The sequence below is a fragment of the Diaphorobacter sp. LI3 genome, from assembly GCF_022807955.1.
GTDB classification, from domain to species: domain Bacteria; phylum Pseudomonadota; class Gammaproteobacteria; order Burkholderiales; family Burkholderiaceae_C; genus Diaphorobacter; species Diaphorobacter nitroreducens.
On record NZ_CP094346.1, the window covers coordinates 1,163,039 to 1,188,925 of the forward strand.

17 protein-coding genes are annotated in these 25,887 nt (G+C 66.2%); 9 read left to right on the forward strand and 8 right to left on the reverse strand.

Annotated elements, in window-relative coordinates:
- The first annotated feature begins 6 nt into the window (after positions 1-6).
- Complete coding sequence (locus MRB47_RS05455) at positions 7-1,518, forward strand: tripartite tricarboxylate transporter permease (protein ID WP_252102122.1); 1,512 nt, start codon at positions 7-9, stop codon at positions 1,516-1,518.
- A 584-nt stretch (positions 1,519-2,102) separates the two neighbouring features.
- On the opposite strand, the gene MRB47_RS05460 is transcribed toward MRB47_RS05455, so the two are convergent.
- Positions 2,103-4,010, reverse strand: coding sequence for a hypothetical protein (locus MRB47_RS05460; RefSeq protein ID WP_252100595.1), 1,908 nt, complete (start codon positions 4,008-4,010; stop codon positions 2,103-2,105).
- Between the two features lie 728 nt (positions 4,011-4,738).
- Here MRB47_RS05460 and MRB47_RS05465 point away from each other — a divergent pair.
- The 3 genes from MRB47_RS05465 (at position 4,739) to MRB47_RS05475 (ending at position 9,460) form a co-directional block, all read left to right on the forward strand.
- Positions 4,739-5,569 (forward strand): SDR family oxidoreductase, encoded by an 831-nt coding sequence (locus MRB47_RS05465; protein WP_252102123.1) that lies wholly within the window; start codon positions 4,739-4,741, stop codon positions 5,567-5,569.
- 127 nt (positions 5,570-5,696) lie between these two features.
- Positions 5,697-6,779 (forward strand): TRAP transporter substrate-binding protein, encoded by a 1,083-nt coding sequence (locus MRB47_RS05470; protein ID WP_252102589.1) that lies wholly within the window; start codon positions 5,697-5,699, stop codon positions 6,777-6,779.
- Positions 6,776-9,460: an EAL domain-containing protein gene (locus MRB47_RS05475; RefSeq protein WP_252102124.1), complete on the forward strand. Its 2,685-nt coding sequence runs from the start codon at positions 6,776-6,778 to the stop codon at positions 9,458-9,460. The genes MRB47_RS05470 and MRB47_RS05475 overlap by 4 nt, the downstream gene beginning before the upstream one ends.
- A 19-nt stretch (positions 9,461-9,479) precedes the next feature.
- Here the strand turns inward: MRB47_RS05475 and MRB47_RS05480 are convergent, their stop codons facing one another.
- Complete coding sequence (locus MRB47_RS05480) at positions 9,480-10,382, reverse strand: DMT family transporter (RefSeq protein ID WP_041838882.1); 903 nt, start codon at positions 10,380-10,382, stop codon at positions 9,480-9,482.
- Positions 10,383-10,514: 132 nt separating this feature from the next.
- On the opposite strand from MRB47_RS05480, the gene MRB47_RS05485 reads away from it, so the two are divergent.
- The 3 genes from MRB47_RS05485 (at position 10,515) to MRB47_RS05495 (ending at position 13,509) form a co-directional block, all read left to right on the forward strand.
- Positions 10,515-11,501 (forward strand): quinone oxidoreductase family protein, encoded by a 987-nt coding sequence (locus MRB47_RS05485; protein ID WP_103737068.1) that lies wholly within the window; start codon positions 10,515-10,517, stop codon positions 11,499-11,501.
- Entirely contained in the window at positions 11,498-12,319 is an 822-nt protein-coding gene (locus MRB47_RS05490; protein ID WP_252102125.1) for an NUDIX hydrolase, read from the forward strand. The genes MRB47_RS05485 and MRB47_RS05490 overlap by 4 nt, the downstream gene beginning before the upstream one ends.
- Before the next feature lie 221 nt (positions 12,320-12,540).
- Positions 12,541-13,509 carry a bile acid:sodium symporter family protein gene (locus MRB47_RS05495; protein ID WP_172208152.1) on the forward strand — a complete coding sequence of 323 codons (969 nt, stop codon included), beginning with the start codon at positions 12,541-12,543 and terminating at the stop codon, positions 13,507-13,509.
- Here the strand turns inward: MRB47_RS05495 and MRB47_RS05500 are convergent, their stop codons facing one another.
- The 4 genes from MRB47_RS05500 to MRB47_RS05515 all read right to left on the reverse strand — a co-directional run bounded on the left by MRB47_RS05500 (position 13,510) and on the right by MRB47_RS05515 (position 19,788).
- Positions 13,510-15,180 (reverse strand): Na/Pi cotransporter family protein, encoded by a 1,671-nt coding sequence (locus tag MRB47_RS05500; RefSeq protein WP_252102126.1) that lies wholly within the window; start codon positions 15,178-15,180, stop codon positions 13,510-13,512.
- Between the two features lie 97 nt (positions 15,181-15,277).
- Complete coding sequence (lspA, locus tag MRB47_RS05505; protein WP_011806510.1) at positions 15,278-15,775, reverse strand: signal peptidase II; 498 nt, start codon at positions 15,773-15,775, stop codon at positions 15,278-15,280.
- Positions 15,775-18,630, reverse strand: coding sequence for an isoleucine--tRNA ligase (gene ileS / locus MRB47_RS05510; RefSeq protein WP_252102127.1), 2,856 nt, complete (start codon positions 18,628-18,630; stop codon positions 15,775-15,777). The genes lspA and ileS overlap by 1 nt, the downstream gene beginning before the upstream one ends.
- 114 nt (positions 18,631-18,744) lie before the next feature.
- On the reverse strand, positions 18,745-19,788 hold the full coding sequence (locus tag MRB47_RS05515; protein ID WP_252102128.1) for a bifunctional riboflavin kinase/FAD synthetase: 1,044 nt from the start codon (positions 19,786-19,788) through the stop codon (positions 18,745-18,747).
- 162 nt (positions 19,789-19,950) lie between these two features.
- Between MRB47_RS05515 and MRB47_RS05520 the strand changes: the two genes are divergently transcribed.
- Complete coding sequence (locus MRB47_RS05520) at positions 19,951-20,508, forward strand: HNH endonuclease (RefSeq protein WP_252102129.1); 558 nt, start codon at positions 19,951-19,953, stop codon at positions 20,506-20,508.
- Positions 20,509-20,620: 112 nt separating this feature from the next.
- Positions 20,621-22,528, forward strand: coding sequence for a hypothetical protein (locus MRB47_RS05525; RefSeq protein WP_252100595.1), 1,908 nt, complete (start codon positions 20,621-20,623; stop codon positions 22,526-22,528).
- 567 nt (positions 22,529-23,095) lie between these two features.
- Here the strand turns inward: MRB47_RS05525 and MRB47_RS05530 are convergent.
- On the reverse strand, positions 23,096-24,415 hold the full coding sequence (locus MRB47_RS05530) for a tetratricopeptide repeat protein (RefSeq protein ID WP_011806506.1): 1,320 nt from the start codon (positions 24,413-24,415) through the stop codon (positions 23,096-23,098).
- A 352-nt stretch (positions 24,416-24,767) separates the two neighbouring features.
- Entirely contained in the window at positions 24,768-25,883 is a 1,116-nt protein-coding gene (locus MRB47_RS05535) for an acyl-CoA dehydrogenase family protein (protein WP_252102130.1), read from the reverse strand.
- Positions 25,884-25,887 lie beyond the last annotated feature (4 nt).

The window sequence follows — 25,887 nt, forward strand, 5'->3', positions numbered from 1 at the left end:
TAGACCATGGAATTGTTTGAACACCTCTCGATGGGTTTTGGCGTCGCGTTTACGTTCCAGAACCTGATCTACTGCTTCATCGGCTGTCTGCTGGGCACGCTGATCGGCGTGCTGCCCGGCGTGGGCCCCGTGGCCACCATCGCCATGCTGCTGCCCGCCACCTATGCGCTGCCGCCCGTGGCCGCGCTGATCATGCTCGCTGGCATCTATTACGGCGCGCAGTACGGCGGCTCCACCACCGCCATCCTGGTGAACCTGCCGGGCGAGTCGTCCTCCGTGGTGACCGTGATCGACGGCTACCAGATGGCGCGCGCGGGCCGTGCAGGCCCGGCACTGGCGGCTGCCGGCATTGGTTCGTTCTTCGCGGGCTGCGTGGGTACGTTGATCCTGGCGGCCTTTGCGCCCCCGCTGACGGAAGTGGCCTTTAAGTTCGGCCCCGCCGAGTACTTCTCGCTGATGGTGCTGGGCCTGATCGGTGCTGTGGTGCTCGCTTCGGGCTCGCTGCTCAAGGCCGTCGCCATGATCGTGCTGGGCCTGTTGATGGGCCTGGTGGGCACGGACGTGAACTCCGGCGTGGCCCGCTACAGCTTCGACATCCCCGAGCTGACCGACGGTATCAGTTTCACCGTGATCGCCATGGGCGTGTTCGGCTACGGCGAAATCATCGCCAACCTGTCCAAGCCCGACGACGAGCGCGAAGTGTTTGCCGCCAAGGTGCACGGCCTGTTCCCCACGGCACAGGACTTCAAACGCATGCTCCCCGCCATGCTGCGCGGCACGGCCCTGGGGTCGTCCCTGGGCATCCTGCCCGGCGGCGGCGCGCTGCTGTCGGCCTTTGCGGCCTACACGATCGAGAAGAAGACCAAGCTCCATCCCGGCGAAGTGCCGTTCGGCAAGGGCAACATCCGCGGCGTGGCGGCTCCCGAGTCGGCCAACAACGCGGGTTCGCAGACCTCCTTCATCCCGCTGCTGACGCTGGGCATTCCGCCCAACGCCGTGATGGCGCTGATGGTGGGTGCCATGACCATCCACAATATCCAGCCCGGCCCGCAGGTGATGACCAGCAACCCCGAGCTGTTCTGGGGCCTGATCGCCTCGATGTGGATCGGCAACGCCATGCTGGTGATCCTGAACCTGCCGCTGATCGGCATGTGGATCAAGCTGCTCTCCGTGCCTTATCGCTGGCTGTTCCCGTCCATCGTGCTGTTCTGCGCGGTGGGGGTGTACTCCACCAACAACAACACATTCGACGTGTGGATGGTGGGCGGATTCGGTGTCATCGGCTACCTGTTCTACAAGCTGGGGGTGGAACCCGCTCCCTTGCTGCTGGGCTTCATCCTGGGCCCGATGATGGAAGAAAACCTGCGCCGTGCGCTGCTGCTGTCGCGTGGTGACTGGAGCGTGTTCGTCACGCGCCCCATCTCTGCCGGCCTGCTGGCGGCCGCGGCCCTGCTGCTGGTCATCGTGCTGCTGCCCGCGGTGAGCAAGAAGCGCGAGGAAGCGTTCGTCGAGGACTGACGCAGGTGGCCGCCCTGGCATGTGCCAGGGCAACCCTCGTAAGGCGCCCCTTTCCGGCTAGCCGTTCCGTTAAGGTGTTGCTAAGCCCTTGATTCAAGCCCCTCTGCTTCGGCACGAGGGGCTTCGTTTCTTTGGTCGCTATAAGGGACATGCTGAATTTCAAGCCCCTTTCCCTAGGCGTCGCGCTCGTGTGTGCCGCCAGCTTCCTCACTGCCTGCAACGACGAGCCCGCTCCGGACTTCAGGGGCAGCACTCCCGTGGCATACGGCAATCGGACTGTCTCTCTGAGCGTTGAGGCTTGGCGAGACAATGGCAGCCAGCCTTGTCGTGTCCTTATCAGAGGCGCTGAAGTAACAAATTGGGTCAAACCAACCGGTATTCTGCCGCGGATGACCCTAGCCCCGGCAGTAGTGCTGGCCTGCACAGGGCGGAGCCCGTACCTTTCCTCGGTGAGCGGCGAGGGTGAAGGGGGTGTAGCCGAATGGGAAGAGTCCTCGGGGCCTGAATCGGGAGCCCCCCTCTCTGTCTACCAAGTGCGAGTGAGCTCCCTGACTGCGGACCAAGCTCACCTCGAACTACGGGTCCTACGCGGCAAGTGACTCGCTTGCGTGAGCCACGGGGCCGGAGGGCTTGAGCGACCGAGCGGCAGGCGCGCGGCGTCTTTCGGGCGGTTCGGGAGTGAAATAGATGATGTCTTCGGGCGCTATGGGTCCGCGCGCCAGCCCCAGCCGCATTGCCGGCGTTTTCCCGTCCCGGCCAACCTCGCAGTAGTTGAAGTACGTCCGGAAGATGCCGAGCACCTTCACCAGGACTTCGGGGTTGTAGGCGCTCTTCCCGAACCAGAGACGTCGGTCGGTGTTGGCGCTGGCCACCGCGCGTTCTGCCAGCGTGAGGCCTCGCCGGACCTGCATAAAGAAGCGGTCGACAGCGGTAAGGGTGGCTTTCAGGTGCAGTAGCGCCTGGTGGCTAAGCTGGAGCCGACGCTTGTCCGGTTCGGTTTCGACCGGGTCGATATCGGTCAGCCAGCAAACGGATTTCTCAGGCTCACGCATCTCCGATATGGGATGGCGGAACCAGCGGTCCCCCCACTTGCCGATGGCAACCATGCGCGCCAGTTCTTCCTCGGCAGCCAGAAGTTCTGCAGCCTCAGGGGTTACCCCGTATTTCTCCGCTAAGCGCGCCAGACGCCGCTTGGTTGCACCAACCAGCGCGCGCTTCATGTCCACTGACATATCTTTGAGCACCTTGACATAGAAAGCGTCAGCCGTCCGGTCCAGAACCCTTTTCGGCACGGCCGTCAGAATGGCCGCACGTATGCCCGACTCCTGGTCTGTGAAGAAGCGAATCTTCTTGGCACGGCAGAGCAGTCGAGTGACAAGCTGGATGTGGGCGTACATCACCACTTGCTCATGCAGCAGCATGCCCTTTACGGGGGCACGGGATGAGTTCGCGGGGCCTTCACCATCTTCTATATCGGGGCGACCTAAGGCTGCGTCGTACGTCTCTTCGATGACCGATTCCATAGGCTTTCGGGAGGTACCTCCGCGAGGCGCCGCCCTCTCAGCCGCAGCATTCCAATCAGCCGGTAGCCAGACTCTCGCGTAGCGGCGAAACGCTCTGGCAAGTGCATGGTCGCCAAAGCGAACCATGTCCTTCTCTACGTCAGCAGAGTCCAGCGCAGGGTCAAAGTTGACGTTGACCCCGAACACATAGCCCGTAGCCTGGTCGGCCGTTGCAATGGACAGCAAAAGTGTGTTCTTTCGCACCTTCTTAGAGTGCCAGTTCACCACCAGCTTTTGCCGGTCAACCGACAGATATCTTGAGCCTAGGTCGTCGCGTCCCATGAGGGTTCGCTCACGCTCGCCGGCGAACATCTGGGCCTGCTCATAGAGGAAGTCGATGCGGTCGTATAGCTGGCTGGGGGAGATATCGAGGACCTTGATGATGCGCCGCAGCGGCATGGCGTTCATCAGATGCACCAAGATATCGCGATTGGAGTGACTGCGACGTTGGCGCTTGGTTGACCGGCCGCCGAAGGAGAACGCCTTCTTGCAGCCGACACACTTGAACCGGGGAGTTCCGTGGGCGTTGGTGCCGAAGCGAGTCACATTCTCAAGGGATGGCGCCCCCTCCGATAGAGAGCAGGCCTCGTTCGGACACTGCGGGAGTACTGGTTCAAGGTACTCCGACATGCGCATAAGCTCCTCGGCAATCGCCAAGTTGCTCTGCATAGGGGTGATTTCCTCGCACAGGCGGCACTTCAGTGCCGGCTGGTCCTTACCGGTAGCGACCACGGTGTAGTCGCCTGGGCCAACGGAAGAAGCTGGAGTACCGGCCCCGCCTCGGGCAACCGCAAGCTTGGGCGGTACGCCGAAGTTACCGCACTTGGGGTTCTTGCAGTGATTGACTTGAATACCCGCCGCGGCCGGCGGAAATCTAGGCGGCCACTTAGTCGGCTTTACTGAAGTTGGATGAGATTTTTCCTTGGACAAAGAAACGCCCTAGTCGTTGACTAGGGCGGAATTTTGAGCCATTACAGCTTTCTTAGCAACACTTTAACAGAACGGCTAGCCCTTTCCGGGGCGCTTTTTTTTATGCGTGGCGGCAACGGGGTAGTGGCGCAGATGCTCCTACATGGGGCGCTGGTGGCGCTTGGGCGACAAGCGCTGGAAGGGTTGGGGATGCTTGGTGGAAGGGCCCATGCCGGCCTGCCGGCGAGCGCGGAGGTTCTGCCTCCATGAGGCTGCCGGCCAAGTGGCCGTGTGTCGCGCCGGCAACGGCCGCGCAGTGGCACCCGCTGCGATGGCGCGGTCGCCGGTCTTCCTGGCGGGCGATGCGGTGTATCTCGTCTACAGTGGCGGGCTGGTGCGGCGACGCATCGGGTGAACGCGCAGAAGGAGCAGGTACTGGAGGCCAGCGCCGGCTGCCTGGGTGGCACCCGACGGCGCTGCAGCCGCTGCTCAGGCGCGCCTAAGAGAATCGCCTTCCAGCACGCGGGCCCTGGCATGGCGGCACACAGGCATGATCGGTGCAACACCCGTCATGGCCGCGCGCGTCTGACGGTTCGGTTGATAGTCATTCCCTGGGACGGAGGACGGGTTTTCGTGCCCCGCGCGGTGTTCGACGCGGGCGGTGGTCCTGATGCGGGTGTGGGCAGTGTCCACTATGATCGTTTCAAATTGTTTTGCAGGAACCGCCTCCGGCGGCGATGGAGCACGGTATGGATCTGGGTATCGCGGGTAAATGGGCGCTGGTCTGCGGGGCCAGCAAGGGGTTGGGCCGCGGCTGCGCCGAGGCGCTGGTGCGCGAGGGCGTGAACGTGGTGATCAACGCCCGCAATGCCGGTGAATTGCAGCGCACTGCTTCTGATTTGATAGCTATTGGCGCAGATGCGTCGGGCGGTAGAGGCCAAAATGGCAACCAACCCACGGTGCTGGCTGCGGCGGCCGACATCACCACCCCAGAGGGGCGCGCAGCCGTTTTTTCCATAGCTGGCGGGCCGGGCCGGGACTTCGACATCGTGGTCACCAACGCCGGCGGCCCCCCGCCCGGCGATTTCCGCGAGTGGGACCGCGATGCCTGGATGCGCGCGGTGGATGCCAACATGCTCACGCCCATCGAACTGATCCGCGCCACGGTGGACGGCATGGCGCAGCGGGGCTTTGGCCGCATCGTCAATATCACCTCCAGCGCAGTGAAGGCCCCCATCGACATCCTGGGCCTGTCCAATGGCGCGCGCAGCGGCTTGACCGGCTTTGTGGCCGGCGTGGCGCGCAGCGCCATTGCCGCGCAGGGCGTCACCATCAACAACCTGCTGCCGGGCAAGTTCGATACCGACCGGCTCGCGGGCACCCTCCAGGCCGCGGCCGGCAAGACCGGCAAGAGCCTCGATGAAGTGCGCCGCGCCCAGCAAGGCACCATCCCGGCGCGCCGTTTCGGTACGCCGCAGGAGTTCGGCGCAATCTGCGCCTTCCTGTGCAGCGTGCACGCGGGCTATATGACGGGGCAGAACGTATTGGCCGACGGCGGTGCCTATCCCGGCACCTTCTGAGGGACGCGCCAGACCACAACGGGCGAGAACGCGCCGACCGACCGCCATGCCCCGCGCCGCGATGGGGGCGGGCGGCTGCAGGGCTCAGGTGCCGAAAGGGTGTTGCATGCAACTGCTGGGACGACGGATGCGCTGCCCCGCACTGCGCGGGCGGCTGGCCTTGTGGAGCGCGGCGCTGCTGTGCGCGGCCGCGCACGCCGGCGCGCCGGACACGCCCGCGGCCGATGCCGCGCCGTTGCGCCTGCGCGTGGTGGGAGGGCTGGCCGGCGTCACGCAGTACACGCAACTGGAGGCGCCCTTCTGGACGCGCGATTTGCCGCGCCTGAGCGAGGGCCGCTACCGCGCCGATATCGTGCCCTTCGACCGTGCCGGCGTTCCGGGCATGGAGATGCTGCGCCTCTTGCAACTGGGCGTGGTGCCCTTCGGCACGGTGCTCATGAGCTCCCTGTCGGCACAGTACCCCCAGTACACCGCCGTGGACCTGCCGGGGCTGAATCCGGACCTGGCGACGCTGCGCGCTTCGCTCGCGGCCTTCCGTCCGTACCTGGAGAAAGCCCTGCGCGAGGAGCATGGCGTGGAGCTGCTGGCGGTTTACGTTTACCCGGCGCAGGTGCTGTTCTGCAAGGACCCGCTGCTGGGCCTGGATGACCTGCGCGGGCGGCATGTGCGGGTGTCCTCGGCCGCGCAGGGCGACTTTTTTGCGGCACTGGGCGCCAAGCCCCAGCGCGTGCCCTTCGCGCAAGTGGTCAAGAGCATGGAGACGGGCGCCAGCGAATGCGCCGTCACCGCCAGCATGTCGGGCAACATCCTCGGTCTGCACGCACATGCGGCCTATCTCTACCCCATGCCCATCAGCTGGGGCATGGCGGTGTTTGCGGCCAATCGCGCGGCCTGGCAGGCGCTGCCCGCCGATCTGCGCCAGCTGCTGCAGGCCGAGCTGCCCAAGCTGGAGACGGCCGTGTGGCTCAGTGCCCAGGGCGAGACCGAGCAGGGCCTGGCCTGCAATGTCGGGAGCCCCAGCTGCACCACTGGGCGCCAGGGCGCCATGGCGCTGGTGCCGGTGCGCGCGCAGGACGAGGCGCGGCGCGAGACCATCTTCAACACCGTGGTGCTGCCGCGCTGGGTCCGGCGCTGCGGAGCCCGCTGCCGTGATATCTGGGATCGCACCATCGGTCCTGCGCGCCGCATGAGTGCGCCGGTGCAGCCATGAAGCCCATGCCCGGCAGGCGCCTGCACCTGATCACCTGGGGGGTGGTGGCTGCGCTGCTCGCAGGGCTGGCGGTGGCGGTGGCCGTGCTGCTGTGGCATACGCGCGCGGACGCGCTGGACGTTGCCGAGGCGCGCGTCACCCGTTTTGCCGCGGGGGCGGAGGCGGGCATGAACCGCACGCTGCTCTCTTTCGACGTGCTGTTGGCGCATACGGAAGAGCTGCTGGCCCTGCGCGCACGCGACCGTGCGGGCCTTGACGTGGCGGCGGCCGACACGCTGCTGCGCGGCGTGGCGCGGCAGAACCTCCTGCTGCGCTACGTGGCGCTGCTGGACGCGCGGGGTGCCGTGCTGGCATCTTCGGCGTCCACCGGCGAACTGGACGGCGTGGAGCTGCCCGGGGGCTTCCTGGCGGCCGCCCTCGCGCCCGCGGTGGCCACGCTGTCCGTCAGCCAACCCGTGGTGAGTCCTACCAGTTCCGAGCGGGTGCTGTACATGGCGCGCCAGTTGCGCATGGGCGACGGCACGCCGCTGCTGGTCGTCGCGCAGGTGCCGACGGAAGCACTGGTGGCGGTGCTGATGCAGGGGCTGGAGGTTCCCGACATGGAAGTGACGCTGGAGCGCACGCAAGGCGTGCTGCTGCTGGGCGTGGAGGCGCCACAGGGGACCGTGGAGCGCCAGGAGCGCGCAGCGCCGGCCCTGCAGGAAGGCGGCGCGGACGATGGCGTGCACGCATGGCAGGCCAGCGCACGGCTGTCGGGCAAGCCGGCCATGGTGGTGGCGCGTCCGCTCATCTACCCCGATCTGTGGGCCACCGTCAGCCTGCCGCGCGACGCGGCGCTGGCGGGCTGGCGGCAGGAGGCGCTGACGGTGCTGTTCGGCGCGCTGCTGTTTGCGGCCACGGTGGTGGCCGCGGGAAGCGTGGTCGCCCTGTACTTGCGGCGCATGCACAGTGCGCGGCGGGTGGTGGCGCGCTCCAAGGCCACGCTGGACCAGGCGCTCGAAGCCATGGTGAGCGGCTTCGTGTTGCTGGACGCACAGCGCTGCGTGGTGCAGTGGAATCTGCGCTTCGAGGAGATGTTCCCCTGGCTCGTCAGCACCATCGGGGAGGGCGTACCGTTTCGCCGCGTACTGGAGACGACCGTGCACTACCACCTGCCCGGCGCCAGCGCGGAGGAAAAGCGCGCGTGGGTGGAGGAGCGCCTGCAGCAGCAGTGCACGCCGCGAGGCGGGGTGGAGCAGCTTTTGCCCAACGGCCATTACGTGCAGATCACCGAGCGCGCCACGGCCGATGGCGGCGTGGTCATCATCTACCACGACGTGACCGACCTGCGGCTGGCCACGGCCGAGGTGGAGCACCTGGCGTTCTACGACCAGCTCACCGGCCTGCCCAACCGGCGCCTCCTGCTGGATCAGCTGGGCGACGCCAGCGCGTCGGCGGTGCGTACGGGCACGCATGGCGCGGTGCTGTTCATCGACCTGGACCATTTCAAGACCCTCAACGACACCCTGGGCCACGAGATCGGGGACTACCTGTTGCAGCAGGTGGCCCGCCGCCTGGAAAGCGGCGTGCGCGTGGGCGACATCGTGGCGCGCCTGGGCGGGGACGAATTCGTGGTGCTGCTGGCCGGCCTGGCGACCGAGGCGGAACGCGCCCGCGAGCAGGTGCGCGCCGTGGCCGAGAAGGTCGTGCAACTGCTGGCGCAGCCCTATCCGATCGCGGGACAGAGCTACCACGGCAGCTGCAGCGTGGGCGCCGCGCTGTTCGGCAGCGTGCTGCAGACTGCGGCCGAAGTACTCAAGCAGGCGGACATCGCCATGTACCAGGTCAAGGCGCAGCGCGGCAACGCGGTGTGCTTCTTCGACCCTCGCATGCAGGTGGCGCTGAGCGCGCGTGCGCGGCTGGAGTCGGACCTGCAGGATGCGCTGCGCGAAGGGCAGTTCCTGCTGCACCTGCAGCCCCAGTTCACGCGCGACGGCGCCGTGGTGGGGGTCGAGGCGCTGCTGCGCTGGCAGCACCCGGAGCGCGGCCTGGTGCTGCCTGCGGAGTTCATCGGCGTGGCGGAGGACAGCGAGCTCATCGTGCCCCTGGGCCGCTGGGTGCTGGCCAGCGCCTGCGAGCTGCTGGCGCGCTGGCAGGCATCGCCGCGGCTGCGCGAGCTGTCGCTGAGCGTGAATGTGAGCGCGCGCCAGTTCCGCAGCCCCGACTTCGTGGAGCAGCTGTCGCAACTCTTGCTGCGCAGCGGCGCACCGGCGCACCGGCTGGAGTTGGAACTTACCGAATCCCTGGTGCTGGAGGACGTGGAAGACTCCATCGCCAAAATGCACCAGCTGCGCACCAAGGGTGTGCGTTTCGCCGTGGACGATTTCGGCACGGGCTACTCTTCACTGGCCTACCTCACGCGGCTGCCCTTGCATCGACTGAAGATCGACCGCACTTTCGTGCACCACCTGGGCGAGAGTCGCAGCGACGATGTGGTGGTGCAGACCATCCTGGGCATGGCGCGCAACCTGGATCTGGAAGTGGTGGCCGAGGGGGTAGAGACAGAGGAACAGCGCAGCTTTCTCGCGCTGCATGGCTGCGACGTGTACCAGGGCTACCTGCTGGCGCACCCCATGCCGGTGGAGGCGCTGCAAGCCCGCTACGGCGACGCGCCGCAGGCGCAACCCGCAGCAGCGCACTAACGCCTGTGCGCGCGCCGGCCTAGGCCCTGCGCGACGACACCACGATGCCACCCACGATCAGCGCGAACGCCAGGGCGTGGTACAGGTGCGGCGCTTCTCCGAGGAAGACCGTGGACAGCACCGCCGCGAACAGCGGAGTGAGGTTGATGAAGAATCCCCCCACCACCGGCCCCGCGCGCTGCGCCGCCACGCCCCAGAAGCGATAGGCCAGGATGGCCGGGCCCACGGCGATGAAGGCCAGGCCAGCAGCCAGCGGCCAGCCCCAGGTGATCTGCGTGGCGCCCAGTGACCATTCCACGCCCGCAAAGGCGCCCGACCAGCCCAGTCCGAAGATCATCTGCGCCATGAGGAAGGCCGCCCAGTCGCCGCGCAGTTCGCGCGGCTCGCTGGTGCGCACCAGCAGCCAGCTGTAGAACGACCAGGAGATGGTGGCCGCGACCATGTACAGGTCGCCCGGCACCAGGCGCAGCGCCAGCAACTGCTCCCAGCTGCCGCGGCTGAGCACCAGCACTACGCCGGCCACCGACAGCAGCACCCCCGCTATTTGCCTGCGCGAGGCCGGCACGCCGAAGCACAGCGCGCCGATGATGAGCATCCATACCGGCATGCCCGAGCCCACTAGCGTCACGTTCAGCGGCGTGGAGGTCTGCAGCGCCAGGTACTGCAGCGCGTTGTAGCTGCCGATGCCCAGCAGGCCCAGCAGCGCATAGCGGCGCCAGTGCGGCCACAGCGGGCTGCCGGGGCGCAGCACCTGCCAGGCCAGCGGCAGCAGCAGCGCAAACGCCAGCAGCCAGCGCACGAAGTTCAGGGTGATGGGCGGGATCAGCGTGTTCAGCGCGCGGCCAACCACGGCATTGCCGGCCCATAGCAGCGGCGCGGCCACGAGCATCGCAATCGTGCCCGGTGAGAGTCGTTGGGTCATAGGGGCAGCAACTGTAAGCGAAAGACGTGACAGTCGGCGTCCTCCCGTGTGTGTCCCGCGCACGGCAAGGGCTGGCAAATCATGGCAGCATCTGCGGCGTTCGCTTGCAATCATTCCAGGAGACCCATTCCCATGACCCTCGCCGTTCAGATCCGCCAGCACGGTGGCCCCGAAGAACTCCAGATCGTTGACGTGCAGGTCGGCGAGCCCGGCCCGGGCGAGGTGCGCATCCGCCACCGCGCGGTGGGCCTGAACTTCATCGACGTGTACCACCGCACCGGCCTGTACCCCTTGAACATGCCGGCCAGCATCGGCATGGAGGGCGCGGGTGTGATCGAGGCGGTGGGCGAGGGCGTCACGCACCTGCGTGTGGGCGACCGCGCGGCCTACGCCAGCCAGCCGCCCGGCAGCTACTGCGAAGTGCGCGTGATGCCCGCCAAGTGCGTGTGCAAGCTGCCCGATGCGATCAGCTTCGAGACCGGTGCGGCCATGATGCTCAAGGGCCTGACCGCCCAGTACCTGCTGAAGAAAACCCGCCCCGTCGAAGGGCTGGAGCCCGGCGACTTCGTGCTGTTCCACGCGGCCGCGGGGGGCGTGGGCCTGATCGCCTGCCAGTGGGCCAAGGCCCTGGGCCTGCAGCTCATCGGCACCGCAGGATCGGACGCCAAGTGCCAGCTGGCGCTGGACAACGGCGCGGCCTATGCCATCAACTATGCCAAGGAAGACTTCGCCGCCCGGGTCAAGGAGATCACCGGCGGGCGCGGCGTGAAGGTGGTGTACGACTCCGTGGGCAAGGACACCTGGGACAAGTCGCTGGATTGCCTGCGTCCCTTCGGGTTGATGGCCAGCTTCGGCAACGCGTCGGGCCCCGTGGCGCCGTTCGCACCCGGCATGCTGGGCGCCAAGGGCTCGCTGTACGTCACGCGCCAGACGCTGTTCAGCCACATCACCACGCGCGAGGCCACGCAGGCCATGGCGGACGACCTGTTCGCCGTGGTGGCCAGCGGCCAGGTGAAGATCCACATTGCCCAGCGCTATGCGCTGCGCGACGTGCAGCAGGCGCACCGCGACCTGGAGGCGCGCAAGACCACGGGCTCCACCATCCTCACGCTGGAATGACGGCGCCCAGCCAGCCGGCGCCCGCCTGGGTGGCCGCCGCACGCCGGCAGGCGCATTGCCCGCCAGTGGCACCGCGCGTGCCGCTGCTGCTGGGGCGCGAGTGCGTGGGGTCGGTGGATGCCGCGGTTTTTGATCAGATTGGCATTCAGAGGTTACTGGACAAGCGCTGGCAGCTATCACAAATAGAGCATCAAGGGCAACCCGCCTGGGCCCTGCCGGCGCAGGAGGCCACGGCGGCGCTGAATGCGCTGGCCCATGCGCTGCGCACGGCGGGCTGCTGCGGCCCCTGGCGCGACGAGCAACTGGCCGTGTGCACGCCCGATGGCCGGCGCCTGGCGACCGTGGAGCGCGGGGCCGTGCGCGTGCTGGGCCTGGCCACGCAGGCCGTGCACTTGGTGGGCTGCACGGCGGGGGGCGCCCTGTGGGTGCAGCAGCGCTCCTTCACCAAGCCCAACAACCCCGGCCAGTGGGACACGCTGATGGGCGGCATGGTGTCCGCGGCCGACAGCCTGCATGAAGCCCTGGCGCGCGAGACATGGGAGGAGGCCGGGCTGCGCCTGGAGCAATTGCAGGCCCTGGCAGCCGGCGGCCAGGTGCAGTTTGCGCAGCCCAGCAGCGAGGCGGGTGGCATCGGCTACATGGTGGAGCGCATCGACTGGTTCCACGCTACCCTGCCCGAGGGCGTGGTGCCGGTGAACCAGGATGGCGAAGTGGCGCACTTCGAATGCCTGACCCATGGCGAGGTGCACGAGCGCCTGGCCCGAGGGGCGTTCACGCCGGAGGCGGCGCTGGTGCTGGCCGGTTTCTATGGTTGGTGATTTGCTATTAAAACAATAGCTGTTACCGCATAATGGACAAGCGTTAGACAGCGATTTCATTCGTTAGTGAAGCACCCCCGCGGCGGTTGCCTGTGCAGCGGACTGGAGAACATGCGGCGCGCCGACGCCATAGGGGCACATGCCCGACAATCCAGGCCTCATGCCTGCGCCGGCAGGCTCGCCGCACTATGGCACGCTTTCTCCACCGCTCCTCGCACACCATGGCCCGTTCCCGTCTGCTGCCCGACAACTTCACCCTTGCCCTCGTGGCCACCGTCACGCTGGCCAGCCTGCTGCCTGCATCCGGCGCCGTGGGCGCGTTTTTCGAGAAGGCCACCGTGGGCGTGGTGGCGCTGCTGTTCTTCATGCATGGCGCCAAGCTGTCGCGCGAGGCCGTGATCGCAGGCATCGGCCACTGGCGATTGCACCTGCTGGTGGTGGCCAGCACCTTCATGCTGTTTCCGGTGCTGGGCCTGGTGCTGCGGCCGGTGCTGCAGCCGCTGGTGACGCCAGAGCTGTACACCGGCGTGCTGTTCCTGTGTGTGCTGCCGGCCACGGTGCAGTCGGCTATCGCGTTCACGGCGGTGGCGCGTGGCAACATGGCGGCGGCCATCTGCAGCGCCTCGGCCTCCACCCTGCTGGGTATCGTGATCACGCCGCTGTTGGTGGGCGTGGTGCTGCCGCAGGCCTCGGGCACGGTGCAGCAGGACGTGCTGGGCAGCATCGGTCGCATCATGCTGCAGCTGATGCTGCCCTTCGTTGCGGGGCACCTGCTGCGGCCGTGGATCGGCGGTTTCATTGGCCGCCACGCGGCGACGCTCAAGTACGTGGACCAGGGCTCGGTGCTGCTGGTGGTCTACACCGCATTCAGCGCAGCCGTGGTGGGCGGCCTGTGGCGCGAATTGCCGCTGCCCGCGCTGGCCGGCCTGCTGGTGGTGTGCGCGGTGATCTTGGGGCTGGCGCTCACCGCCACCACCTGGCTGGCGCGGCGCCTGGGTTTTTCCAAGGAGGATGAGATCACCATCGTGTTCTGTGGCTCCAAGAAGAGCCTGGTGAGCGGCGTACCCATGGCCAAGGTGCTGTTCCCCTCAGAGGCCGCGGGCGCCATCGTGCTGCCGCTGATGGTGTTCCACCAGATGCAGCTCATGGTGTGCGCGGTGCTGGCGCAGCGCTACGCCCGGCGCGCCTGACTACAGCCGCTCGTCGGGCATCGCCGGGGCGCCTGCCGCCTTCGCATGCAGCGGGCGGATGGCGGCATTGGCTTCCAGCACCGGATAGGCCACCGAGCACAGCAGCGAGTTGATGCGCTTGAGGTCGCTGATGATGTCGATGTGCAGCGAGCTGGTTTCTATGCTCTGGATGGTGTTTTCCGCCAGCCGGTTCAGGTGGGTTGCGGCGTAGGCCAGTTCCAGCTCGCGGAAACGGTTTTTTTCCTCCAGCAGCTTTTGCGCGTCGCGCACATTGCTGGTCAGGAACACGCTCATGGCCAGGCGCAGGTTGGCCACCAAGTGGTCGTGCATTTCATTGATTTCCTGCAGGCCGGCGTGCGAGAACTGGCGCCCCTTCTTGATCTTCTTGTCCTCCACGTCCTGCAGCACGCGCTCCACCAGATCGCCGATCTGCTCCATGTTGATGGTGAAGCTGATGATTTCGGTCCAGCGCCGCCCCTCGCCTTCGTCCAGCTCGGAGCGCGAGATCTTGGTCATGTAGTACTTGATGGCCGAGTACAGGCTGTCCACCTGGTCGTCCAGGGCGCGCAGCTCCTGGCCCAGCTTCTGGTCGTCGGTCTGCCACACGGTCTTCAGGCCGCCCAGCATGGTCTCCACCAGGTCGGCCAGGTGCAGGGCTTCGCGCGCGGCGCAGGAGATGGCCAGCGAGGGCGTGGACAGGGCCGAGGCGTCGAGATGGTGCGGGCGCGACAGCGCGGCCGACACCTCCTCCTTGGGGGTGATTTTCTTCACCGCGGTGGCGATGTGGCCGGCGATGGGCAGGCACAAGAGCGCCACCATGAAGTTGAAGGCCAGGTGAAACAGCACCACCTGGCCGGCCTTGTCGGGCACAAGGGCCTGGATATGGGTATGCCACAGGCCGATGAGCGGAATCATGACCACCGCCCCCACCATCTTGAACAGCAGGTTGCCGATCGGCACCTGGCGCATCTGCAGGCTGGAGCGCAGCGTGGTGAGCACGGCTAGCACGCCGCTGCCCAGGTTGGCCCCCACCACCAGGCCCAGTGCCACCTCGGTGGGAATGCCGCCCGAGCCTGCCAGCGTGGCCACCAGCAGCACCGTGGCCAGGCTGGAGTAAGAGATCACGGCCAAAATGGCGCCGGTCAGCACCTCCAGCGTGATGTCGCTGGTCAGCGTCATGAGCAGGGCGCGCACCACCTCTGACTGCGTCAGCACCAGCGTGGACTCGGTGATCAGGCGCAGCGCCAGCAGCATCAGGCCCAGGCCGATGAGCACGCGCCCCACGCGCCCCGGCTTGGCGTCCTGGCGTGCGACGAACAGCACGACGCCGACAAAAATGCACAGCGGCGAGAGCCAGGACAGGTCCAGGGAAAACACCACCGCCATCAGCGCCGAGCCCACGTCGGCGCCCAGCATCACGGTCAGCGCCGCCATCAGCGAAATCATGCCCTGGCCCACGAAGGCCGACACGATCAGCGCCGTGGCGGTGCTGGACTGCACCACCGCCGTCACCCCTATGCCCGAGAGCACGGCCAGCAGCCGCGTGCGCACGCCGCGCGCGATCAGCTGGCGCAAATTGGCGCCGAAAACGCGCAGGATGCCGGTGCGCACCATCTGGATGCCCCACACCAGCAGGGCAATGGCGGCCAGCAGATTCAGCAGGTGCTTCATGGGCGGGCTCAGAACTCCTTAAAACGGTCCCGTGGAACCGTGAAACAGTGCAGCATACCCGTGATCGGGCGCCGCCACGGCGCCCAGGGGGATGCCTTCAGCCGGCGCGGCGCACGCGCAGCAGTTCGTCCAGGATCAGGCAGGCCGCGCCCACGGTGATGGCGCAGTCGGCCACGTTGAAGGCCGGGAAATGCCAGCCGCGCAGGTGAAAGTCCAGGAAGTCCACGACGTAGCCATGCTGCAGGCGGTCCACCACGTTGCCGATGGCACCGCCCAGGATGCTGGACAGCGCGAAGCAGAACAGCTTCTGCCCCGGGTGGGCGCGCAGCTGCCATAGGATGAAGACCGCCGTTGCCAGCGCAATGCCCGTGAACAGCCAGCGCTGCCATCCCCCGGCATCGGCCAGGAAGGAGAACGCCGCCCCGGTGTTGTGCGCCCGCACGATGTTGAAGAAGCTGGTCACGTAGGTCGCGTCGCCCAGGCGGTAGTAGCCCAGGATCAGCGTCTTGGTGAACTGGTCGGCAATGACGAGCAGCACGGCCCAGGCCAACCAGGGCCACAGGCTGGCGCTGCGGGATACGGCGGCGCGCGCCATCAGGCGTGCACCCGGTTTTCACCGGCGCCATGCAAGTTGCTGTCGCAGCGCCCGCAGAGCGTGGGGTGCTCGGGATTCTGGCCCACGTCGGCACGATAGTGCCAGCAGCGCTCGCACTTGGCATCGGAACTGGCCGCAACGCTGATCTGCAGGGCGCTGCCAGCTACCAAATGTGTAGCTGAAACGATGAGCACGAACTTCAGGTCGTCGCCCAGGCTGGCCAGCAGCGCATGGTCTTCGGGCGCGGCAGTGAGCGTGACCACAGCCTGCAGCGACGAGCCCACGGTGCCGGCAGCGCGCACGGTCTCGATCTCCTTGTTCACCGCGTCGCGGATCTCACGCAGGCGTTCCCACTTGGCGGCCAGGCCCTCGTCGGCCGTGGGAATGGTCTGGTAGGTCTCCAGGTAGATGGTCTCGGACTGGCCGAACACCTTCCACGCTTCTTCGGCCGTGAAGGACAGGAAAGGCGCCATCCAGCGCAGCATGGCATGGGTGATCTGGTACAGCGCCGTCTGCGCGCTGCGGCGCGCCAGGCTCTTGGGCGCCGTGGTGTACAGGCGGTCCTTGAGCACGTCGAGGTAAAAGCCCCCCAGGTCTTCCGAGCAGTACAGCTGCAGCTTGGCGACCACGGGGTGGAACTCGTACACCTTGTAGTGCGCCAGGATGTCCTGCTGCAGCTGCGCCGCGCGCGAGAGGGCGTAGCGGTCGATCTCCAGCAGCTGCTCGAACGGCACGGCGTCCTGGGCCGGGTCGAAGTCGCTCACGTTGGCGAGCAAGAAGCGCAGCGTGTTGCGGATGCGGCGGTAGGCGTCCACCACGCGCGCCAGGATCTTGTCGTCGATGGCCAGGTCGCCCGAATAGTCGGTGGCGGCACACCACAGGCGGATGATTTCGGCGCCCAGCTTGCCGCTCACCTCCTGCGGCGAGACCGTGTTGCCCAGCGACTTGCTCATCTTCTTGCCCTGGCCGTCCACCGTGAAGCCGTGCGTGAGCAGGCCGCGGTAGGGTGCGCGCCCGAAGATGGCGCTGGCCAGCAGCAGCGAGCTGTGGAACCAGCCGCGGTGCTGGTCATGGCCTTCGAGGTACAGGTCGGCCTCGGGACCCTCGTCATGGTGCATGGTGGGGTGCGTGCCGCGCATCACATGCCAGAAGGTGGAGCCGGAGTCGAACCACACTTCCAGGATGTCGGTGCTCTTGGTGTAGTGCTTGGCGTCCTCCGCGCCCAGGATCTCCTCGGCCGTCACGCGGCTCCAGGCTTCGATGCCGCCCTGCTCGACGATCTCTGCGGCCTGGTCGATGATCTCCATGGTGCGCGGGTGCAGCTCGCCCGAGTCCTGGTGCAGGAAGAACGGGATCGGCACGCCCCAGCTGCGCTGGCGCGAGATGCACCAGTCGGGCCGTCCGGCAATCATGTCGCGCAGGCGGGCCTTGCCGTTGTCCGGGTAGAAGGCCGTGTGCTCGATGGCTTCCAGCGCGATCTGGCGCAGGGTCTGTGCGGGTTTCTGCGCCGGGTCGGTGAACACGCCTTCGCCCTCGTCCATGCGCACGAACCACTGCGCCGCGGCGCGATAGATCACGGGCGTCTTGTGGCGCCAGCAGTGCGGGTAGCTGTGGGTGATGGTGGTGGTGTTCAGCAGGCGGCCGGCGACCTTGAGTGCGTCGATGATGACGGGCACGGCCTTCCAGATGTGCTGGCCGCCGAACAGCGGAAAGTCCGCCGCGTAGGTGCCGTTGCCCTGCACGGGGTTCAGGATCTGATCGTAGGCCATGCCGTGGGCGACGCAGGAGTTGAAGTCGTCCACGCCATAGGCGGGCGAGGAGTGCACCAGGCCCGTGCCATCGCTGGCAGTGGCGTAGTCGGCCAGGTACACAGGCGACAGACGCCGGTAGCCCGCGTCCATGTCGTACAGCGGATGCTCGAACTCCAGGCCCGCGAGCTTTTCGCCGGGCACCACGGCCAGGACCTGGCCCGTGAGGCCCCAGCGCGTCATGCAGGCCTCGACCAGCGATTCGGCCACGATGAACAGGCCGCGCTCGGTGTCCACCAGTGCGTACGGCAGCTCGGGATTGAGGTTCAGTGCCTGGTTGGCGGGAATGGTCCAGGCGGTGGTGGTCCAGATGACGGCGAAGGCGTCCTTGGACAGGGCGGGCAGGCCGAAGGCAGCGGCCAGCTTGGCCGGCTCATGTGCCTTGAACGCCACGTCCAGCGTCTGGCTCTTCTTGTCCTGGTATTCGATCTCGAACTCCGCCAGCGACGAGGCGCAGTCGAAGCACCAGTACACGGGCTTCAAGCCACGGTACACGAAACCGCGCTCCATGACCTTTTTGAGCGCGCGGACCTCGCCGGCCTCGCTCGCAAAATTCATGGTCTTGTACGGGTTGTCCCAGTCGCCCAGCACGCCCAGGCGCTTGAAGTCCACCATCTGCTGCGCGATCTGCTCGGTGGCAAACGCGCGGCCCTTGGCCTGCATCTCGTCGCGCGGCAGGTTGCGGCCGTGCAGCTTTTCGATGGCGTTCTCGATCGGCAGGCCGTGGCAGTCCCAGCCCGGCACGTAGATCGCGTCAAAGCCTTCGAGCTGGCGCGCCTTGATGATCATGTCCTTCAGGATCTTGTTTACCGCGTGTCCGATGTGCAGCTGGCCGTTGGCGTACGGCGGGCCGTCGTGCAGGATGAACTTCGGCGCGCCGCTGCGGGCGTCGCGCAGCTTCTTGTAGATGCCCTTGTCGTCCCATTCCTTGACCCAGCCCGGCTCGCGCTTGGGCAGGTCGCCGCGCATGGGAAAGGGCGTGTCGGGCATGTTCAGCGTGCCGCGGTAGGCACTGGCGGGGGCGTTCTTGGGGTTGGAATCGGACATGGGAACCTTCAGGTCAAGGGCGTTCCGGGCGTGGCCCGAAAGGCAAACACGGGGGCAGGACAAGGGCGGGGCTGGCGCGGCCCGCCAAGCGCTGGCGGGGCGAAGGCGGCCCCGTCAAATTCGGTCGCGGGTGGTCTGGCGACGGGTCTCTGCGTGGGAGGATGCGAAGTACGCGCGGGCGTCATCGCAGTCCTTGGCGATGCCGGTTGTGAGGGCGCCCAGGCTGTCGTACTTCAGCTCGTCGTGCAGTTTGTGCAGGAGTTCCACGCGCACGATTTTACCGTAGGCCCCCTCGGCCCCCAGGTGAGCGGGCCACTGCAGGCAATGCGTCTCCAGCAGCACGCGCCCGCCGTTCACGTCGCTCGGGTCCAGCGACGGGCGCACGCCCAGGTTGGCCACACCGGGCAGGGGCTCGGCGTCCAGCCCGTGCACCAGTACCGCGAAGATGCCGCTGGCGGCCGGTTTCCAGTGCGCAAAGCGCAGGTTCAGCGTGCGAAAGCCGTCCTGGTGAGGCCCGCTGGCGGCGGAGCGGCCCAGCGACCGGCCCAGCTTGCGTCCATGCACCACGTGGCCAGAGATCGCGTACGGGCGCCCCAGCAGGCGAGTGGCTTCCTCCATGTCGCCGGCGCCCAGGGCGTCGCGCACGGCAGAGCTGGAAACACGCAGCCCGTGCACCTCGTAGCTGTTCATGCGCGCCACCTCGAAGCCGCGCTTGCGGCCGGCGGTGTCCAGCATGGCGTAGTCCCCCGCGCGCTGGGCGCCGAAGCGGAAATCGTCGCCCACCAGCAGGTAGCGCGCACCCAGGCCGCCCACCACCACATCGTCGATGAAGGCCTGGGGTGCCTGGCGTGCCAGCTTTTCGTTGAACGGCAGCACGATGGTCTGCTGCACGCCGCAGCGCGCCAGCTCGGACAGCTTGTCGCGCAGCGTGCCGATGCGCGCGGGCGCGAGATCCGGGCGCTTGTGCACCCCGGCGAAGTAGTCGCGCGGATGCGGCTCGAAGGTCAGCACGCAGCTTTGCACGCCGCGGTGCTGCGCCTCGCTGTTCAGCAGGGCCAGCATGGCCTGGTGGCCGCGGTGCACGCCGTCGAAATTGCCGATGGTGAGGGCGCAGGCGGGTGCCACGTCCGGGTGATGGAAGCCGCGGAAGATCTTCATCGCAGTGCTTTTCTTTTGATAGCGGCTGGCGCAAGTCCATCAAGCGCTTGACGCCAATTTGTCATGAAAAAGAGTATATTGTGCGCTACCGGCTGCGCTGCACAGTGCGACCGGCGAGACATCAACGTTCCGATTCTTGTGTCCCATGGCAGGAGGCGTGTTGTGAAGGTCTTGAAGCTGTCGGCCCAGGGGCTGCCGCAATCCTGGATAACGCTGGAGCAGGCGGTCACGCACTACGCCGCGGGCGAGGTGCGCTGGGAGATCGGCGCGCAGGTCGCGCTGTTTCGCGGTGGCCATAACGCCATCACCGGCGAGCAGTCACAGATCGCGGTGAGCAGCATCATCGGTACGCGTGGCGTGCCGAACATCAACCCCTTCGACCTCTACCCCAGCCTCACCAACGCCAAGCTGTTCGCACGCGACCGCAACGTGTGCGCCTACTGCGGAGGGCATTTCCAGGAACAGGACCTGACCCGCGAGCACATCGTGCCGTTTGCCAGGAACGGCGTGGACCACTGGATGAACGTGGTCACCTCGTGCCGCCCCTGCAACCACCGCAAGGGCCCGCGTACGCCCGAGCAGGCGCACATGCCGCTGCTGTACACGCCTTACGTACCCAACCTGTGGGAAGACTTCATCCTGCGCAACCGGCGCATCCTGGCCGACCAGATGGAGTTCCTCATGGCCCACGTGCCCAAGTCGTCGCGGCTGTTGAGCTGACGTTGGCGGGTAAGAAAAAACGCGGCCTTGGCCCTAGCCGTTCTGTTAAAGTGTTGCTAAGAAAGCTGTAATGGCTCAAAATTCCGCCCTAGTCAACGACTAGGGCGTTTCTTTGTCCAAGGAAAAATCTCATCCAACTTCAGTAAAGCCGACTAAGTGGCCGCCTAGATTTCCGCCGGCCGCGGCGGGTATTCAAGTCAATCACTGCAAGAACCCCAAGTGCGGTAACTTCGGCGTACCGCCCAAGCTTGCGGTTGCCCGAGGCGGGGCCGGTACTCCAGCTTCTTCCGTTGGCCCAGGCGACTACACCGTGGTCGCTACCGGTAAGGACCAGCCGGCACTGAAGTGCCGCCTGTGCGAGGAAATCACCCCTATGCAGAGCAACTTGGCGATTGCCGAGGAGCTTATGCGCATGTCGGAGTACCTTGAACCAGTACTCCCGCAGTGTCCGAACGAGGCCTGCTCTCTATCGGAGGGGGCGCCATCCCTTGAGAATGTGACTCGCTTCGGCACCAACGCCCACGGAACTCCCCGGTTCAAGTGTGTCGGCTGCAAGAAGGCGTTCTCCTTCGGCGGCCGGTCAACCAAGCGCCAACGTCGCAGTCACTCCAATCGCGATATCTTGGTGCATCTGATGAACGCCATGCCGCTGCGGCGCATCATCAAGGTCCTCGATATCTCCCCCAGCCAGCTATACGACCGCATCGACTTCCTCTATGAGCAGGCCCAGATGTTCGCCGGCGAGCGTGAGCGAACCCTCATGGGACGCGACGACCTAGGCTCAAGATATCTGTCGGTTGACCGGCAAAAGCTGGTGGTGAACTGGCACTCTAAGAAGGTGCGAAAGAACACACTTTTGCTGTCCATTGCAACGGCCGACCAGGCTACGGGCTATGTGTTCGGGGTCAACGTCAACTTTGACCCTGCGCTGGACTCTGCTGACGTAGAGAAGGACATGGTTCGCTTTGGCGACCATGCACTTGCCAGAGCGTTTCGCCGCTACGCGAGAGTCTGGCTACCGGCTGATTGGAATGCTGCGGCTGAGAGGGCGGCGCCTCGCGGAGGTACCTCCCGAAAGCCTATGGAATCGGTCATCGAAGAGACGTACGACGCAGCCTTAGGTCGCCCCGATATAGAAGATGGTGAAGGCCCCGCGAACTCATCCCGTGCCCCCGTAAAGGGCATGCTGCTGCATGAGCAAGTGGTGATGTACGCCCACATCCAGCTTGTCACTCGACTGCTCTGCCGTGCCAAGAAGATTCGCTTCTTCACAGACCAGGAGTCGGGCATACGTGCGGCCATTCTGACGGCCGTGCCGAAAAGGGTTCTGGACCGGACGGCTGACGCTTTCTATGTCAAGGTGCTCAAAGATATGTCAGTGGACATGAAGCGCGCGCTGGTTGGTGCAACCAAGCGGCGTCTGGCGCGCTTAGCGGAGAAATACGGGGTAACCCCTGAGGCTGCAGAACTTCTGGCTGCCGAGGAAGAACTGGCGCGCATGGTTGCCATCGGCAAGTGGGGGGACCGCTGGTTCCGCCATCCCATATCGGAGATGCGTGAGCCTGAGAAATCCGTTTGCTGGCTGACCGATATCGACCCGGTCGAAACCGAACCGGACAAGCGTCGGCTCCAGCTTAGCCACCAGGCGCTACTGCACCTGAAAGCCACCCTTACCGCTGTCGACCGCTTCTTTATGCAGGTCCGGCGAGGCCTCACGCTGGCAGAACGCGCGGTGGCCAGCGCCAACACCGACCGACGTCTCTGGTTCGGGAAGAGCGCCTACAACCCCGAAGTCCTGGTGAAGGTGCTCGGCATCTTCCGGACGTACTTCAACTACTGCGAGGTTGGCCGGGACGGGAAAACGCCGGCAATGCGGCTGGGGCTGGCGCGCGGACCCATAGCGCCCGAAGACATCATCTATTTCACTCCCGAACCGCCCGAAAGACGCCGCGCGCCTGCCGCTCGGTCGCTCAAGCCCTCCGGCCCCGTGGCTCACGCAAGCGAGTCACTTGCCGCGTAGGACCCGTAGTTCGAGGTGAGCTTGGTCCGCAGTCAGGGAGCTCACTCGCACTTGGTAGACAGAGAGGGGGGCTCCCGATTCAGGCCCCGAGGACTCTTCCCATTCGGCTACACCCCCTTCACCCTCGCCGCTCACCGAGGAAAGGTACGGGCTCCGCCCTGTGCAGGCCAGCACTACTGCCGGGGCTAGGGTCATCCGCGGCAGAATACCGGTTGGTTTGACCCAATTTGTTACTTCAGCGCCTCTGATAAGGACACGACAAGGCTGGCTGCCATTGTCTCGCCAAGCCTCAACGCTCAGAGAGACAGTCCGATTGCCGTATGCCACGGGAGTGCTGCCCCTGAAGTCCGGAGCGGGCTCGTCGTTGCAGGCAGTGAGGAAGCTGGCGGCACACACGAGCGCGACGCCTAGGGAAAGGGGCTTGAAATTCAGCATGTCCCTTATAGCGACCAAAGAAACGAAGCCCCTCGTGCCGAAGCAGAGGGGCTTGAATCAAGGGCTTAGCAACACCTTAACGGAACGGCTAGGGCCTTGGCCGCGTTTTTTGATGAGGCCGGCTGGGCTTTCTTAAGCAGCCGCCTTGCGGGCCTTGACCAGGAAGCCTTGCACAGGCTCGCCGCCTTCGTAGCGCAGCGTCAGATCTTCGATCTCCACCGATTCAAAGCCCGCTTGGCGGCACAGCGCCTGCACATGGCTGCGCTTGTGGGCATAGCGGCCATTGGACTGCAGCACGAGGTCGGTACCTTCTTCCGGGGCGGCCTCGCAGGAGAAGTAAAAGTCCCCGGCCGGCAGCAGAATGCGGTGCGCGTTGGGAATGGTTTCCCCCAGCTCGCCGGTGTAAATGAAGACGTCCAGGGCGGTGATTACCTCATAGATGTCGCCCGGCGTCTCGCGCAGCGCATCCAGCAGGTTGACGGTGTGAAACCGGTCGTACACGCGGTGGCGATGGGCCTGCTCGATCATCTTGGTGGAAACATCCACGCCGATCAGGAATCCGTCGATGCGGCCCAGGCACACACCCAGCAGCCCCGTGCCGCAGCCCAGGTCCAGCACATTCAGGTGCTTATCGGGGTAGCGGGCCAGGATCTTGTCGGCCACGATTTTCGGCAGTTGGTACCGCAGACCGCGTACCGTGTGCTGGTCGTAGACCTCGGCCAGGCCATCAAACAGATGGCGGTTCAACTCGACAGGCTGGTGCGGCGGGGTAACGCCATGGGCCAGCGCGCTGTAATAGGCATACACGGAATCGCCGGGCGCCAACTCAAGCAACGTGGTGGTATCGGCCGCGGCCTGGGCGGGCTTGCCTGCCGCCAGCAGGGTCTTCACGCGGCCCAGCAGCGCCTGTTGGTCCTTGGGATCCTGCGCGATCAAGCCGTTCCATACATCCAGTGCTTCGGCGTGTTGCCCCAGGCCTTCCAGGTCGGCGGCCAGGAGGCGGCGCAACTGCACGTCGCCCGGCACCAGCTCCAGACCGCGGCGCAGATGGCGCACGGCCATTTCAGCGTGGCCCGCACGGTGCGCAATGTCCACCACCCCGGCCAGCACCAACAGATTCTTGGGCTCCAGCTTGGCAACCTTCTCGGCCGTCTCCACGGCTTCCTGGAACTGGTTCTGTCGCGCCAGCAGCAGCGCCAGCTCCAGCAGACCCGGGCCCCATGTAGGTGCCAGGGCGACGCTCTTGCGCAGGGCTTCGAAGGCGCCCTTGACGTTGCCTGCCTTCTCCGCCATCAGGCCGGCCAGCATGAAGACGCGCGCGTCGTTGGGCGACTTCTTCTGGGCCTTGTTCAGGGTCTCGGCAGCCTGGCGGAGTTCACCTTTGGCGATCTGGGTGCGGGCGGTCTCGAGGTACTGGCGGATGGGGTCAGCGTGGGGGGCAGTGGCGCTCATGGCAAAAAGGTGCTGCGCGTTAGGGCGCTAAACGGAAAACCCGTCATTATCCGGGAAGCGTGGAAGCCGTCGGCGGCGGAGCGTAAAGCGCGTTTCGCCGACGCCAATGCGGCCGCCTGCACGTCTGCGCAGTGCAGGTGGGCTATACGCTGTGGGGCTTCCTGGTTCAAGCCAAAAACTGCGCGCCAGGCACTGGATTCGGCGGCGGTGTCCAGAAAGGCAGCGATCTTCGTGCCGTGCAAGGCACGCGTTCGTAGAGCGCTCTGCGCGCAAGCAGAGCATCCGCACACAGCAGCATCCCCGCAAGCGCTAAGCCAGCGGAGATGCTTCCTGGAAGCGCTGCTTGGGGCCCTTAGGCAAACACCCCCGCCGTGTCCTGCATGCGCGCGCCCACCTCGCCCAGGTGGTGCAGCGTGTCGCCCCACGACATCTCCAGCTGCGTGAGTGTCTTGAAGTAGTGGCTGATGATGTACTCGTCCGTCACGCCGATGCCGCCGTGCAACTGCACAGCCTGCTGGCCGACGAAGCGCATGGACTGGCCCAGTTGCACCTTGGCGCGGGCCAGGGCGCGGCGGCGCTCGCCGGCTTCCTCGCCCAGCTTCAGGCTGGCGTAGTAGCTCATGGAGCGCGCCAGTTCCAGCTGCATCTTCATGTCGGCGATGCGGTGGCGCAGCGCCTGGAAGCTGGCGATGGGCACGCCGAACTGCTTGCGCTGGTTCATGTAGTCGGCGGTGATGGCCAGGGTCTGCTCCATGGCGCCCACGGCGTAGGCGCAGGCGGCGGCAATGCCGGTGTCCACGGCCAGCTCCAGCGCGGCCAGGCCGTCGGCGGTGGCGAGTGTGGCGGGCGCCTGGGTCAGCGACAGTTCGGCGGCGCGGCTGCCGTCCTGCGTGAGGTAGCCGCGCGTGGCCACGCCGGCGGCGCTGCGTTCCACCAGGAACAGCGCGATGCGGCCATCGAGCTGTGCGGGCACGAGGAAGGCGTCCGCCTGGTCGCCCGCCGGAACTACGCTTTTGATAGCTGTGAGCGCATATCCACCGGGCGCTGCGGCCGCTTTTGCCTCACAAACATCGAGGCGGTAGCGGGCCTTGCGCTCCTGGTGGGCCAGCACCACCAGGGCTTCGCCGCTGGCGATGCGCGGTAGCCAGGCGGACTGCATGTTGTCGTCGGCGCATTCGCTAAGCACGCGGGCCGCAATGAACGCATGCGCCAGCGGCTCCATCACGATGCCGCGGCCCAGCTCTTCCATGGCCACCATGGCATCCGCGGCGCCCTGGCCCAGGCCGCCGTGGGCCTCGGGCACGGTGAGGGCCGTGAGGCCCAGTTCGGCCAACTCGTTGTAAGCGGCGCGGTCAAATCCACCTGCGGCCACGATGGCGCGGCGGCGCTCGAAACCGTAACCCTTGTCCACCCAGCGGCGTACGGCGTCGCGCAGTTGCTGCTGGTCGTCGGAGAAATTGAAATCCATGGTT

Excerpts from the sequence above, each read along its gene's own strand:
- lspA (WP_011806510.1), bottom strand. The coding sequence starts at position 15,775 with ATGGCGCGCGCCGCCGTATCCCGCAGCGCCAGCCTGTGGCCCTGGTTG.
- MRB47_RS05490 (WP_252102125.1), top strand. The coding sequence starts at position 11,498 with ATGACGGCGCCCAGCCAGCCGGCGCCCGCCTGGGTGGCCGCCGCACGC.
- MRB47_RS05495 (WP_172208152.1), top strand. The coding sequence starts at position 12,541 with ATGGCCCGTTCCCGTCTGCTGCCCGACAACTTCACCCTTGCCCTCGTG.
- MRB47_RS05515 (WP_252102128.1), bottom strand. The coding sequence starts at position 19,788 with ATGAAGATCTTCCGCGGCTTCCATCACCCGGACGTGGCACCCGCCTGC.
- MRB47_RS05500 (WP_252102126.1), bottom strand. The coding sequence starts at position 15,180 with ATGAAGCACCTGCTGAATCTGCTGGCCGCCATTGCCCTGCTGGTGTGG.
- MRB47_RS05465 (WP_252102123.1), top strand. The coding sequence starts at position 4,739 with ATGGATCTGGGTATCGCGGGTAAATGGGCGCTGGTCTGCGGGGCCAGC.
- MRB47_RS05530 (WP_011806506.1), bottom strand. The coding sequence starts at position 24,415 with ATGAGCGCCACTGCCCCCCACGCTGACCCCATCCGCCAGTACCTCGAG.
- MRB47_RS05480 (WP_041838882.1), bottom strand. The coding sequence starts at position 10,382 with ATGACCCAACGACTCTCACCGGGCACGATTGCGATGCTCGTGGCCGCG.
- MRB47_RS05475 (WP_252102124.1), top strand. The coding sequence starts at position 6,776 with ATGAAGCCCATGCCCGGCAGGCGCCTGCACCTGATCACCTGGGGGGTG.
- MRB47_RS05485 (WP_103737068.1), top strand. The coding sequence starts at position 10,515 with ATGACCCTCGCCGTTCAGATCCGCCAGCACGGTGGCCCCGAAGAACTC.
- ileS (WP_252102127.1), bottom strand. The coding sequence starts at position 18,630 with ATGTCCGATTCCAACCCCAAGAACGCCCCCGCCAGTGCCTACCGCGGC.
- MRB47_RS05470 (WP_252102589.1), top strand. The coding sequence starts at position 5,697 with ATGCGCTGCCCCGCACTGCGCGGGCGGCTGGCCTTGTGGAGCGCGGCG.
- MRB47_RS05535 (WP_252102130.1), bottom strand. The coding sequence starts at position 25,883 with ATGGATTTCAATTTCTCCGACGACCAGCAGCAACTGCGCGACGCCGTA.
- MRB47_RS05455 (WP_252102122.1), top strand. The coding sequence starts at position 7 with ATGGAATTGTTTGAACACCTCTCGATGGGTTTTGGCGTCGCGTTTACG.